This window comes from Arthrobacter sp. ov407, from assembly GCF_900102895.1.
In the GTDB taxonomy this organism is placed as follows: domain Bacteria; phylum Actinomycetota; class Actinomycetes; order Actinomycetales; family Micrococcaceae; genus Arthrobacter.
This window is the reverse complement of the sequence record NZ_FNGD01000006.1, coordinates 134,218-147,460: the sequence shown is the minus strand read 5'-3', so window position 1 is coordinate 147,460 and position 13,243 is coordinate 134,218. Positions and strand designations below refer to the sequence as shown.

Genomic DNA, 13,243 nt, shown 5'->3' with positions numbered 1-13,243 from the left:
GTGAGCACCGGAGTCAGTTCGTCATCAGATCCGCGTGGTGAACTGCGGCGACGTTCGGGTGGGCCCGGAGCCGGTAGCGAAGGGCGTTATCCCCGTAGGTTTCCAGAATCGGGCTGTTGGTCGGGTCAACCGACAACCCACGGGCCTTGGCCTGAAACTCCGGGCTCACCGCGAGCTGGGGCATGGTCGCGTCCAGCGCCGGATTATAGAAAAACGGAAGAGAGATCCTGTCGGTGCCGCGAAGGGGCGAGATCACGCGGTGCAGAGTCGCTTTAAGGTAGCCATTAGTGGCCAGCTCGAGCATCTCGCCGATGTTGACCACGAATGTTCCGGGCACCTGAGGCGCGTCGATCCAGCTCCCCTGGTACTCGACTTGGAGTCCGCCCTTTCCGGGTTCAACGAGGAGGAGCGTCAGCACACCGCCGTCGCGGTGGGATCCGACGCCCTGCTTGGGTTCCGGGTTGGATTCCCCCGGATAACGCACAATCTTGAGCAGGGGGAACGCCCGCTCGGCGAACGCGGCGTCGAACGTGTCCTCGGGCGCCCCGAGGGACACCGCCAGCGCCCGCAGCAGGGTGAGGGAAATGGCGCTCAGGCGCTCGGTCCACTCGGAGACGATCGCCCGCATCTCGGGCAGTCCGTCTGGCCAGAGGTTGGGCCCCTCGAGGCGCCAGTAGTCAGCGACGCCGGCGACCGGCTCCACAGCGCCACGCTCGACGCCTATGTCGATCTGTTCACGCCAGTCGACTGCTCCGTCCGTGAGTTCGCCGCCGATGCGCGTGTAGCCGCGGAACTGCGGGCTGTGGACGTTCTCGACCGCGAGTTTCTGTTCGTCGGGCAGCTCGAAGAAGCGGCGGGAGACGTCGAGCATGGCGTCAGTGAGCTCCTGCGGGATGCCATGACCGGCCAGGTAGAGGAACCCGACTTCATGCATGGCGTTGCGCAGGTCGTCCCGAAACCGGGAGGCTTCCTCCGGTCCTGCACTCAATCGAGAGAAGTCCAGGACGGGCAATGATTCTAGTGACAAAGCGTCTTAGTCCTTTCCGGTGAACTTGGCAAGCCGAAACCGGTATTGGCCCCAATGTTACGGACCGGAGTGCGGCAATGAGGATTATCGTGTCGAAATAAGACATTCGGAGCAGGTCAGTGTCCCGGAGCCGGGGCCAGCCGTTAGGCGGGAATCCTCGCGAGGGCGGGGCTGTTCAACGACCGACTCTGTTTGACCGGACTGTGTCAGCAGGATTGCGTCAGCCGCGCGGCTGCGCGCGGAGCCTGGCCAGGAGCGTCGCGGCGAGCAGCGCCGTCGTCATTTCCACCGCAATGACCACCAGCAGCGCCCCGGAGCCTGCGGGCGCCGCGCCGGCTGCAGCGGCAGCTGCGGGTCCATGGTGGCCGTGGCCCGCGCCGCCGGATCCCGTGCCGAGAAGCAGGACCGCGTGCACCGCGATCATCGCCAGCGCCGCGGCCATCACTTGGCGAAGGGCGCGGGCCGTACCGTGGCGCCAGATGTGCACGGCGCACGGCAGGCACACTGCCACCATCGCGAGCATGAGCAGGTTCAGCCAGGTCCCGTGCTGGTTCCCGGCGGCAAGCCCCAGGTGCATGAGGCAGGACGCCGCCGTCACCGCAGCGCAGATCCGCGAATGGAAGACGGTGCTGGCCATGCCGGCCCGGCGGCCCGCACCGGCCGCGACGCTCACGGCGCCGGACTAGCCGTGGCAGTGGCCGCCGGCCGGCTGTGCACTCGCCGGCACATCCAGCACGGGGCTGCGGTCAAAGAATCCCTCGGGCCGGAGCTTGAAGCCGACCGTGTCCACCGGCATGATGGGCCAGTCCTCGGGACGCGGGAAGTGGGTCAGGCCGAAGGTGTGCCACAGAACGATGTCCTGTCCGTCCAACTCCCTGTCCTGTGCCACATACTGCGGCAGCCCGGCTCCCCCGGCGTGCTGGTTCACGAAATCGCCGGTGGGGTACCGCTCCTCCTCCGCGAACCGGGTCACCCACAGATCCCTTGTGGCAAAGGCGGCCCGCCGGGCAATGGACGACTCCGGGTCCGCCAGCAGCGTGGGCTGGCCCGCGGCATGGAGCTTGTATCCCACGGCTTCGCCCATGCGGTTCCGTGACTGCGGGTTGGAGATGACCCAGGTCCGGCCGCTGCGGGGATCGGCCTCGCGCGCACCCTCGGATTCGCGGGTGATGACTGTGCGATTCCGGGAGAAGGCATTGCCGCGTTCGTTGCCTTCGCCCATGGCCTGGCGGACCACGTCCTCTTCCTCGACCCGGTTGGTGAAGCCATCGATCGCCATGTCGAGGCGGGCGCTGAACAGGTGCTGGTGGTACGGGGCGCCCAGACCCGGGGCGAGCTGGGAGATGTTGGCCGAGCCGCCTTCCGGGTAAGCGGAGGTGAAGACGACGCCGGTGGCTTTGGCCTCGAACTCGATGGTCCCGTCGAGGTAGAGGTACCAGTAGAAGCCGTAGTCGTAGTTGCCGATGGTGGTAAAGAAGGAGATCACCAGGCGGCGGTTGCGGCGGGTGTAGTTGATTCCGGTCCAGAGGTCGCTGTGCTTGGCCAGGATTCCCCAGTCTTCCTCATGCATGCAGATGCCGTTGCGGATTTCCCGGGGGTTGCCGAAGGCGTCGCTGATGACGGGACTGAGGTAGGTGATCTCGCCGAGGCAGTCGCAGCCCAGTTCCAGCGAGTTGGCGTACTGGCCCACGAGGTATTCGCCGGTGTCGAAGTAGTTCTGCCAGGACCGGATCGGTGACGGGTCCCCGTAGGGAACCACCATCTCGGCGATGGATCCGCGGTGGATGATGGGCCGCTTGCGGTCGCCGTCCTGGAAGGCAAGATTGTGCAGCACCACGCCTTCGCGAACGTCGAAACCGACGTCGACACTCCATTTTTCCCATTCGACGTGGTTGCCGCCGGTGACGGTGAAGCTGGGTCCGTCCGGCTGGGTGATGTTGATGGGTTTCTGCGTGGTGCGCAGCGGGCCAGTGAGCTTCGGATCGGTGTAGTTTCCGTGTTCGGCGGGAATCGGAACGGCCCCGGTGTCCAGGACCTGCGTGACCTCCTGGCTGACGACGTCGACGTACGCCACGAGGCCGTCCACGGGGTGCGCCCAGGCGCTGTCCTCGGGGAAATCCTGGACGAACGCCAGGCCACGCAGGATCCGGCGGCCCTTTTCCTCCGGGTACTCGAATACCCCGGCGGACAGCGGGGCAACGCGGACCTTGCTGACGTCCAGGCCCCGGCTGGCCAGCGCCTGGAGCCACCGCTCGTCCGTGGCCAGGAGCTGTTCGACGACTTCGAACTCCTCCTCCAGGACAGGAAGCTCGCCGATCACCGCCGTGTCCAGCTCGACGGCGGAAACCACCGCGCCGCTGGAAACCGAGACGGTCACGTCGGCGGGCCTTCCTCCGGAGACGTCGTGCAGGAAGACCCGGAACCGGCGGTCCTCGCTTTCGGCCGACGCGTTCCTGGCGGGGTCCACCAGACCGAGGTACGCGATGCGCTGCGTCTCACCCAGCAGGCCCGCGGCACGCAGGATGCCTTGGACCGCGGTGATTTCGGTGCCCGAGGCCAGACTGTACGGGCTATACGGTGTGTGAGTGTCAGTTTGTACGGGCATCTTGGGGCCTTCGTTCGGGGACCTTGGCGGGTCAGAACTTTATTTTCTATAGTTGTAGAGAATACGGAACCGTAAGATGTGCCACAAGAGTCCGACGCAAAATATTTTGGGGAGCTGCCCGGTGCCAAAGATTGTCGACCACGACCAACGACGGCTTGAACTCGTCGACGCGACGTGGCGGACCATCGCCCGGCTCGGCATTGAAAGCGCCACCATGCGCGAAATCGCCCTCGAGGCCGGCTTCGCGAACGGGGCCCTCAAGCCATACTTCCCCACAAAGGATGATCTGCTGACGTTTGCGTTCGGGCACGTCTTCAACCGCACCAACGAACGCATCGCGGAGGTCACCGCCGGGCAGTCCGGACTCGTAGCCTTGAGGTCGTTTTGCGTTGAGGTGCTGCCCCTGGATGAGGAGCGGATCAACGAGGCGCGGATTGTCATTCCTTTCTGGCAAAAAGCCATCAACGATCCCGGCAAGGCCCGGATCCACCGGGATTCGATGCAGCAGTGGATTGCGGCAATGAGTCAGCATCTTGCCGAGGCGCGGCAATCCGGCGCCGTCACCACGGCCGTCGCCGACCCCGCGCTGGCCGGGCAGCTGCTCAACTTCCTCCTCGGCGCGCAGATCACGGCGGCACTCGCCCCCGAGGGCCAGGTGGAGCTCGGGCTGAACGAGCAGCTGGAGGGGTTCCTGACACTATTGGGCACCTAGGCGTCGGGCATTCTTTTTTCGCCGGTTGTCGAAAAAAGATGACATCGGCCGGCTGCGCCGCTACCCTGAAAGGACTGTGTCCCACGACACGGTCCCAGATATACGACGGCGTCAGGATCTTTTATGACCGCAGTTGCAGCCCGCCCGGTCGCCAGTCCCGCCGGACAAGACGTCCGCACCAGCACGGCCGCCTCGTTCGAGCACTGGAGGCATCTCGTCGCGGAATCTTTCGTTCCGCTGGCCGCCTCGACCGGAAATCCTGACAACTTCCGCGGCCGCATGCGGGCCCGCCGTCTGGACCGCGTGGCGATCGTCGCGGTCTCCTCCACGGGCCATGAGGTCCACCGCACGCCGGCGCTGATTGCGCAGTCCAACCAGCGCTATTTCAAGCTCAACCTCCAACTGCAAGGCACCGGGCTCCTCATCCAGGACAACCGTGAGGCACTCCTGCGCCCGGGCGACCTCTCCATCTACGACACCAGCCGCCCCTACACGCTTGCGTTCGAGGGAGACGCCCGCCTCATGGTGGTCATGTTTCCCTGGGATGCGCTGTCCCTGCCGCCGGAGTGCATCGCGCAGCTTTCAGCCGTGCGGATGGCCGCCGACGGCGGCCTCGCCGCGATCGTCGGGCCGTTCATCGCCCACCTCGCGGAGAACCTGGACGTGCTGAGCGGCCCCAGCGGGTCCCGCTTGGCCGCGAACGCCGTCGACCTCGTGTCCACGATGCTGCATTCGGAACTGGACATGTCACCGGACCGGATGAAACCGCAGGCACTCCTGGCGGCATCAGTCCGCGAGTACATCGACGCCCATCTGGCCGATCCGCTGCTGTCACCGGCCTCCATCGCGGCGGCCCATTTCATCTCCACGCGGCACCTCCACAACGTCTTCCACGAGTCCGGAACCACCGTGGCGAGTTGGATCCGGACCCACCGGCTGGAACGAATCCGCCGCGACTTGAGGGACCCGCTGCACAACGGCACCTCCGTGGGGGCAGTCGCCGCCCGCTGGGGCTTTCTGGACGCGGCGCATTTCAGCCGCTCTTTCCGCGACGCCTTCGGCGAATCCCCCAGCGACTGGCGGCGCGGCGCCTGAGCATGACCTTCCCCGGCGGCTGACAGCGCCCGTCGTCTTGACAGGACCAGCCAGCCGGGACGCACAGGGGGCGGTGCCGGATCTGTCCGGCACCGCCCCTGCTGCTTCTCGGACCGGTCCTTAGACGGGGAGCCCCGCGAGAGCGGCCCTGCGTTCGACTCCGACCTCCACCAGCACGCCGGCCGCAAAGACCACGGGGACTGCGATCAGCAGGCCAACGGCCGTTTCGGCGCTGCCGCCGATCAGTGCCGTGAAGTTGCTGACCACGAGGAACAGGACCCAGCCCAGCAGCAAGGTGGCGAGGATCGGCGCCACCGCCGTCTGCCAGATCTGCCCTGCCACCCGTTCCCGGCGGAAGTACGCGACGACGGCCAGGGACGAGAGCATGTAGAGCGCCAGCAGTGCCGCCACGGCCAGCCCGCTGAACCAGGAAAAAAGGGTCAGGACAGGATCCAGGGACAGCAGGGCGAAGGGCGCCACTAGCAGGAGCGCGATCGCGGTCTGGACCCGCGCGGCCACGGCGGGGGCGCGGTGCCGGTTGGTCCGGGCCAAGGCGCCGGGCAGCGACCCGCGCAGGGCCAGCGAATGGAGGTAGCGGTTGATGCCGTTGTGGAAGGCGATGATGCCGGCCAGCAGGGATGTCACGAGCAGGATGCCGGTGACTGTTCCGGCCCACGGCCCGAACAGCTCCACCATCGGCGTCAGAACGAACGAGGTGGAGTCCCCCGATTCGAGGGCCGCGCCCGCGGCATCCATAACGCGGGAGGGGCCGTAGTAGCTGACCAGCATCCACGAAATGAAGGAGAAGAACACCGCGATGACCACGACCGACAGGTACGTGGCGCGGGCCACCGTGCGGTGGGCGTCTTTGGCCTCGGCCGAGTAGATGGCCGTGGATTCGAAGCCGAACATGGACGCGACAGCGAACATGATGGCCACGCCCGGGGCTCCGGTGGCGATTGCCTCGGGCGAGAAGGACGCTGCCAGGCTGATTCCTTCCGGTCCGCCGCCACGGAACAGCACGGTGAACCCGAACATGAGCAGGATCGCGACCTCCAGGCCGACGAGCAGCGACAGAACCCGTGCCCCGAGTTCGATGTTGAGGGATCCCAGCACCTGTACGCCCGCCATGGTGATTACGGCCAGCAGCCACCAGGGGACCTCGATGCCGGCGGATCCTAGGAGCCCCGAGAAGGCCGCACCGTACAGCCCGTACATCGCGGCCTGGACCGTGCTGTACGCGAGGAGCGCGAGCCACGCGGCACCCGCGCCGGTCTTTCGCCCAAAGGCGGCGGTCACGTAGGCGTAGAAGGCGCCATTGGCCTGGATCTTGCGGCTCATCGCAACGAACCCGACGGCGAAGATCACGATGACGATACCCACCACCAGATACGCCCCGGGCGCCCCGGCACCGTTCCCGAGGGCCGCGGCTAGCGGTGATGCGCCGACGATTCCGGTCAAGGGCGCCTGGGCGGACAAGACAAAGAAGAGAATGCCCATGACGCCGACGCTGCCGGCGCGCAGCGCGGTGGAGTGCTCCGTGCGGGGACTGGTTTCTGCGGTCCGGGACTCGGGATTTGAAATACTCATCGGATCCTTCTTAACGGTCATGAGTCTGGGGAATGGCGGTCTCAGAAATGGGAGGTGAGATGCACCGTGCAAACCAGCATGGCAGGTGACGCCCGTCACTCTATTGTCGATTAGCGATCGGTTGTTGTTCCTCAGCGCAATGGCGTCCAGCGCCAGGCGATCGTTCGCCATGGATCAACTGCAGTTCGCGCAAAGGCAAGACTGCGCGTCCGGCGCCGGTGGACACTCGGACATGACAGTACGGCCGCTGGAACCATCCTGCGCCTCAACTACTCGATGTGGAGTACCCATGGAAACCTACGACGCCCTCCTCGCCTCGATCACCCCGGTGTCCGGTGAGACCCGCACGATCCTGGACCCCGCCACCGGGCAACCGGTCGGCGAAGCCCCGGTCCACACCGTCCAGGACCTCGAAGAGGCCATCGCCGCAGCCCAGGCAGCACAGCCGGCCTGGGCCGCCCTGGGCCACGACGCCCGCAGCGCCGCGCTGCTCAAGGCCGCCGACGCCGTCGAACGCTCCGCCGAGGAACTCGCCCGGCTGCTCTCCCGCGAGCAGGGCAAACCCTTGAACGGGCCCAACGCCCGCTTCGAAGTCGGCGCCTGCGCCGCGTGGCTCCGCGCCGCCGCCGCCACTGCGCTGGAACCGGAAACCGTGGTGGACGACGGCGAAACCCGCGCCGAACTGCACTACAAGCCCATCGGCGTCGTCGGCGCGATCGGGCCCTGGAACTGGCCCATGATGATCACCGTCTGGCAGGTTGCGCCGGCCCTGCGGATGGGGAACGCCGTGGTGGTCAAACCGTCGGAATTCACCCCGCTGTCCGTCCTGGCCCTCGTCGAAATCCTCAACCAGGAACTCCCGGAGGGCCTTCTCACGGCGGTCTCCGGCGGCCGGGAAGTCGGCGCCCGGCTGGCCGAACACCCCGCGATCGGCAAGATCATGTTCACCGGCTCCACCGCCACCGGCAAGGCCATCATCAAGTCCTCCGCGGACACCGTCAAACGACTCACCCTGGAGCTCGGCGGCAACGACGCCGGCATCGTGCTGCCCGACGCCGACCCGAAAGCGATCGCCGAGGGCCTGTTCTGGGGCGCCTTCATCAACACCGGCCAGACCTGCGCGGCGCTCAAGCGCCTCTACGTGCACGACGCCATTTACGACGCCGTCTGCGAGGAACTCACCAGCGTGGCGCGTTCCATGCCGATGGGTAACGGCCTGGACGAGGCCAACGTCCTGGGCCCACTGCAGAACCGCCAGCAGTTCGAGATCGTCGCGGCGCTGGTTGAAGCCGCCCGCGACTCCGGGGCAAGGATTCTGCTGGGCGGCAACCCGGCCCCGGACCAGCCCGGCCACTTCTACCCCGCCACGCTCGTTGCCGATATCGACAACAGCAACCCGCTCGTCGCCGAGGAACAGTTCGGCCCCGCCCTGCCGATCATCCGCTACAGCAACGTAGACGAGGCGGTCGCCATGGCCAACGCCCTCGACGTCGGGCTCGGCGCCTCCGTCTGGTCCGCCGACCCAGCCGCAGCCCGGAAGGTGGCGGGCCGGATCGAGGCCGGCACCGTCTGGATCAACAAGCACGGCGCCGTGGACCCCCGCGTCCCCTTCGGCGGTGCCAAGCAGTCCGGCTACGGACTCGAATTCGGCGTCGAAGGCCTCAAAGCCCTCGGCGTTCCACAGGTCATCAACGGCTGACACCGCTCTTATTAGGGGCATTCATTGCAGCGCCTGCGGCACGGGTTCGTGCCGCAGGTAGCTGCGCCGGAACCGGCCGCTGCCGGCGGTCAGGGCCCGCAGCTCCACCGAGTACCTCAACAGTTCCTGGTCCGGAACCTCGGCGCTGATCTCGGTGCCGTCCGCCCCGGAGGAGATCGTTCCGGTCAGGCGTGCCCGTCTGGCGGACAAGTCGCTCATCACAGCGCCCACGTGGTCCTCCGAGACGCTGATAGTCACGGACGAGACCGGTTCCAGGAACTGAATGCGGGTTGCCGCCGCCGCTTCCCGGAGGGCCAGCGCGCCGGCAGCCTGGAACGCCGCGTCGGAGGAATCCACGCTGTGCGTCTTGCCGCCGATCAGCGTGACCTTGATGTCCACCACGGGGAACCCGGCGGAGACGCCTTTCTGCATCTGGGCCCGCACGCCCTTTTCCACCGAGGTGACGAAGGGCCCGGGAATCACTCCGCCCACAGTTTTGTCGACAAACTCGAAACCGGCGCCGCGGTCGAGGGGTTCTACCTCGATGTCGCAGACGGCGTACTGTCCGTGGCCGCCGGATTGTTTGACATAGCGCCCATGCCCGGCCGCCGGCGCGGCAAACGTCTCCCGCAGTGGCGTGATCACCGGGACGGTCTGCAGGTTCACGCCCTGGTCCCGAAGCCTGCCCAGGACGACATCGGCGTGCGCCTCGCCCATGCACCACAGGATCAGTTGGTGGGTTTCGGAGTTGCGTTCCACCCGCAGCGTCGGGTCCCCGGCGGTGACTTTCCCCAGGTTCCTGGCCAGGGCGTCCTCGTCACCGTGCGTGGCAGCTTCGATGGCAACCGGCATGAGGGGGTCCGGCATGTCCCAGGGGGCCACCAGCAGCGGCAGCTCCTTGGCCGAAATCGTGTCGCCGGTCTCGGCGGTGCCCAGTTTGGTCAGGGCGCAGATATCCCCGGCGACGCAGAACGGCACGGGCCGCAGTCCCGATCCCAGCGGCGAGTACAGGCGTGTGACCCGGTCGTCGCTGTCGTGGTCCTCGTGCCCGCGGTCCGCCATTCCGCGGCCGCCCACATGGATGGCGGCGTCCTCCCGCACAACGCCGGAGAAGACACGCACCAGGCAGACCCGGCCGAGGAACGGGTCGATCGTCGTGCGGACCACTTCACCGAGCAGCGGGCCGTCGGGGTCGCAGCCGAGCGGGCCGGCGGGCACCCCGTCCAGGTCCGTCGCTGCGGGAACGCCGTGTTCCGCCGGCGTCGGAAATGCGCGCACCAGGACCTCGAGGAGCTCCGCCAGGCCGAGTCCGGATTCCGCTGACGTCGGCAGCACCGGGTGAAAGGACCCGCGGGCCACGGCCGTCTCCAGATCGGCGATCAGGACATCGGGAGGGATTTCTTCACCTCCGAGGTAGCGGTCCATGAGCGTCTCGTCCTCGCTCTCGGCAATGATCCCCTCGATCAGCGCGCCGCGAGCGGACTCCGCCGCGGCAAGCTCGACGCCGGTCGCGGCCCGGGTGGCCGGCGCGGGTTCCGCCGGACCGTGCTCGGAAACGGTCCCGGTCAGCAGCCCCAGCAACCCTGTGACAGCACCGTCCGCGCGGACCGGCAGGTAGAGCGGAACGATGGCGTCGCCGAATGCCAGACGGCAGCGGGCGACTGCGGCGTCGAAATCCGCGCGCGGATGGTCCAGCCGGCTGATGGCCACGGCCCGCGGCATTCCGAGCCGTTGGCACTCGCTCCAGAGTGCGGTGGTCGCGGCGTCGACATCGTCGGTGGCCGAGACGACGAACAGCACAGCATCCGCCGCACGAAGGCCTGCCCGCAGCTCGCCGATGAAATCCGTATACCCAGGAGTGTCCAGCAGGTTCACCTTGATCTCCCCCACCGTCACCGGCACCACCGCCAGGGCCACGGAGCGCTGCTGCGCGATGGCGGAAGGATCCGAGTCGCTCACCGTAGTGCCCTCGGCGATCGAGCCTTTGCGTGTGATGGCTCCGGTGGCGGCAAGCAAGGCCTCGGTGAGCATTGTTTTCCCGGAACCGGAGTGCCCCACGAGTGCCACATTGCGGATCTTGTCCGGCTGCTCCGGCGGCGCGACGCCGGTGGCGTCGGCCCGCCGGAGGTCAGACGTACCCCGGACCGGGCCCCTTGACGGGGTCTTGGCGCCTTTCGACGGCATGAGAACCTCCCGGCGTCGCATCCACTCGTGCCCTGCAGGGCCTTGTGTTAAGGATTGGACACCCTGGGACGCCCGGACAGCAAGGGCTTTTTCAGGCCGTGGCCGGGGCGACCATGGACCCGGAGGCCGCCCGGTTCCGGAGCCATCGTCCCAGTGCCTTGCCTTTGCCCTTCCACCAACTGTCTTCGTCGGTGTCATGGTGCCACCGGAAGATCACGGCGACCAGGACGAAGACCCCGGCGCCGACGCCCTGCCAGGAGCCGGAGGCGGCATCGATGAGCACACTAAACGCCATGACCAGGATGGAAGGCAGGGCAAGTGTCCGGAAAACGGTGTTGGCCACGTACCGGCGGTGCGACCGCGGCACGGACACCGCGCGGACGAAGTCGAAGCACAAGCAGACGACGACGAGGGCCTGCCCCAGGGACATCAGGATGTGCCCCGGCAGGGAGCCGGCAAACAGGACGGCCGCCGGGAGTCCCGGGCTCACGGTGTGCCCGTCAATGTTGCCGGCTGCAGCCCGGGGGGCGAATCAAACCTGGGCGGATCGACAATGGACGGATCAAACTCGGCTGAATCATGCATGCGATGCCCCCCGGCGTCTACGCTGCTCCTGCGCTGGCTCTGCCCGGGCTTCCCGTAGGAGCTGTGAGCGTGTCACGCCAGCCTTTTCTGACACTCCAATTCAACGCGCGGCACGGGCCTCAAGTCACGCAAATCAGGTACCCGACTATCGGATGCCCGATTACCTGCTGGCGTTCCGGTGTACTCAGTTTCGTCGTTGCGCCTACTTGCCCAGGCATCCCGAGGTAACAGCGAAAAGTGACCGTTGACACATCAAAGATATTCATGTCATGGTTGTAACACCAGATGGTCTGACCAATAGACCGAATGACTCGCAGCGATACTACGAGGAAGTAGCCACATGAATCTCTACTCGCTTATGCAGAAGCGAACCGCCACGCAGGGGCCCATCAGGGTCGGCGTCATTGGCGCCGGTAAGTTCGCCTCGATGTTCCTCACGCAGGCACTCAACACTGAGGGGATCCACGTTGTCGGCGTCGCCGACATCGACGTCCCCAAGGCCAGGGGCGCACTCCAGCGCACGGGCTGGCCGGCCGAGCGCTACGCCGCCAGGAACTTCGCCGAGGCCCTTCGCAACGGCACTACCTTCGTCACGGAAAGTTCCGCTGACCTCATCCGGCTCCCGGAGGTTGAGGTCATCCTGGAGGTGACCGGAAACCCGATCGTCGGCACCGCCCATGCCGTGCAGAGCATCGACAACGGCAAGCACATCATCATGGTCAACGTCGAGGCCGACTGCATGGTGGGCCCGATCCTCCAGCGCCGCGCCGAAGCCGCCGGCGTGGTCTACTCCATGGCCTACGGCGACCAGCCCGCCTTGATATGCGAAATGGTCGACTGGTGCCGCACGGTCGGCTTCGACATCGTCGCCGCCGGCAAGGGCACCAAATACCTCCCGGAGTACAACTACTCCACCCCGGACACCGTGTGGAACTACTACGGCTTCAGTGACGAACAGCTTGCCTCCGGTGACTTCAACCCCAAGATGTTCAACTCCTTCCTGGACGGCACCAAGTCGGCCATCGAAATGGCAGCAGTCGCCAACGGCACGGGGCTCACCCCGCAGGATGAAGGGCTCTTCTTCCCGCCGGCCGGCGTGGAAGACCTACCGAACATCTACCGCGAGAAGTCCGTCGGCGGGATCCTGACCCGGCGCGGCACCGTGGAGATCGCCTCCAGCCTGAACCGGGACGGCACCGAAGTGGAGCGCGATCTCCGCTGGGGCGTCTATGTCACGTTCGAGGCCAAGACCGACTACGCCGCGCAGTGCTTTGCCGAGTACGGCGTGAAAACCGACTCGACCGGACGCTACGGCTCGCTGTACCGTCCGTACCACATGATCGGACTCGAACTGGGGGTCAGTATCGCCTCGGCCGTACTGCGCGGGGAAGCCACCGGTTCACCGACCGGCTTCCGCGGCGACGTCATGACGACGGCCAAGAAGGACCTCAAAGCAGGCGAAATCCTGGACGGCGAGGGCGGCTACACGGCGTTCGGCAAGCTGGCCCCGGCCCGGATCTCCTTGGAACGCAACGCCCTGCCGCTGGGCCTCGCGCACGGCATGAAACTCAAGCGCGACGTCCCCAAGGACGGCACCGTCTCATGGGACGACGTCGACGCCGACGAAACCCTCTTGGCGGTCCAGATCCGGCGGCAGCTGGAGACGGAATTCAGGGCCGAGATGCTGACGCACGCATAGGTCAGACCTTCAGGCCGCGACTACGATGGAGATGCCGCCGGCGATCG

Annotated in this window: 10 protein-coding genes; 4 read left to right on the top strand and 6 right to left on the bottom strand. The window is 66.7% G+C overall.

Annotation, left to right across the window (positions count from 1 at the left end; translation table 11 throughout):
- Positions 1-13: 13 nt before the first annotated feature.
- From BLS42_RS09560 to BLS42_RS09550, 3 genes are all read right to left on the bottom strand, one after another.
- Positions 14-1,027, bottom strand: coding sequence for an isopenicillin N synthase family dioxygenase (locus BLS42_RS09560; RefSeq protein WP_090580053.1), 1,014 nt, complete (start codon positions 1,025-1,027; stop codon positions 14-16).
- Positions 1,028-1,247: 220 nt separating this feature from the next.
- Complete coding sequence (locus BLS42_RS09555) at positions 1,248-1,700, bottom strand: hypothetical protein (protein ID WP_371129547.1); 453 nt, start codon at positions 1,698-1,700, stop codon at positions 1,248-1,250.
- A 9-nt stretch (positions 1,701-1,709) separates the two neighbouring features.
- Positions 1,710-3,632 (bottom strand): primary-amine oxidase, encoded by a 1,923-nt coding sequence (locus tag BLS42_RS09550; protein WP_090580050.1) that lies wholly within the window; start codon positions 3,630-3,632, stop codon positions 1,710-1,712.
- A gap of 121 nt (positions 3,633-3,753) precedes the next feature.
- Here BLS42_RS09550 and BLS42_RS09545 point away from each other — a divergent pair, with 121 nt between their 5' ends.
- Both BLS42_RS09545 and BLS42_RS09540 read left to right on the top strand, forming a co-directional pair.
- Complete coding sequence (locus BLS42_RS09545; protein ID WP_090580047.1) at positions 3,754-4,344, top strand: TetR/AcrR family transcriptional regulator; 591 nt, start codon at positions 3,754-3,756, stop codon at positions 4,342-4,344.
- Between the two features lie 123 nt (positions 4,345-4,467).
- The gene (locus BLS42_RS09540) at positions 4,468-5,439 is read left to right on the top strand and encodes an AraC-like ligand-binding domain-containing protein (RefSeq protein WP_090580044.1); all 972 of its coding nucleotides are present in this window, start codon (positions 4,468-4,470) and stop codon (positions 5,437-5,439) included.
- A gap of 120 nt (positions 5,440-5,559) precedes the next feature.
- On the opposite strand, the gene BLS42_RS09535 is transcribed toward BLS42_RS09540, so the two are convergent.
- Entirely contained in the window at positions 5,560-7,029 is a 1,470-nt protein-coding gene (locus BLS42_RS09535) for an APC family permease (protein WP_090580041.1), read from the bottom strand.
- Positions 7,030-7,318: 289 nt separating this feature from the next.
- Here BLS42_RS09535 and BLS42_RS09530 point away from each other — a divergent pair, with 289 nt between their 5' ends.
- A complete protein-coding gene (locus BLS42_RS09530; protein ID WP_090580038.1) occupies positions 7,319-8,728 on the top strand; it encodes an aldehyde dehydrogenase family protein in 1,410 nt (469 codons plus the stop codon).
- Positions 8,729-8,749: 21 nt separating this feature from the next.
- Here the strand turns inward: BLS42_RS09530 and BLS42_RS09525 are convergent, their stop codons facing one another.
- Both BLS42_RS09525 and BLS42_RS09520 read right to left on the bottom strand, forming a co-directional pair.
- Positions 8,750-10,912, bottom strand: a complete 2,163-nt coding sequence (locus tag BLS42_RS09525; protein ID WP_090580035.1) for an elongation factor G-like protein EF-G2 — start codon at positions 10,910-10,912, stop codon at positions 8,750-8,752.
- A 91-nt stretch (positions 10,913-11,003) separates the two neighbouring features.
- On the bottom strand, positions 11,004-11,402 hold the full coding sequence (locus BLS42_RS09520) for a hypothetical protein (RefSeq protein WP_176803320.1): 399 nt from the start codon (positions 11,400-11,402) through the stop codon (positions 11,004-11,006).
- Between the two features lie 435 nt (positions 11,403-11,837).
- Between BLS42_RS09520 and BLS42_RS09515 the strand changes: the two genes are divergently transcribed.
- Positions 11,838-13,196 (top strand): NAD(P)H-dependent oxidoreductase, encoded by a 1,359-nt coding sequence (locus BLS42_RS09515; RefSeq protein WP_090580032.1) that lies wholly within the window; start codon positions 11,838-11,840, stop codon positions 13,194-13,196.
- Positions 13,197-13,243 lie beyond the last annotated feature (47 nt).

Coding starts and splice junctions, on each gene's coding strand:
- BLS42_RS09530 (WP_090580038.1), top strand. CDS start 7,319: ATGGAAACCTACGACGCCCTCCTCGCCTCGATCACCCCGGTGTCCGGT.
- BLS42_RS09535 (WP_090580041.1), bottom strand. CDS start 7,029: ATGAGTATTTCAAATCCCGAGTCCCGGACCGCAGAAACCAGTCCCCGC.
- BLS42_RS09540 (WP_090580044.1), top strand. CDS start 4,468: ATGACCGCAGTTGCAGCCCGCCCGGTCGCCAGTCCCGCCGGACAAGAC.
- BLS42_RS09550 (WP_090580050.1), bottom strand. CDS start 3,632: ATGCCCGTACAAACTGACACTCACACACCGTATAGCCCGTACAGTCTG.
- BLS42_RS09525 (WP_090580035.1), bottom strand. CDS start 10,912: ATGCCGTCGAAAGGCGCCAAGACCCCGTCAAGGGGCCCGGTCCGGGGT.
- BLS42_RS09515 (WP_090580032.1), top strand. CDS start 11,838: ATGAATCTCTACTCGCTTATGCAGAAGCGAACCGCCACGCAGGGGCCC.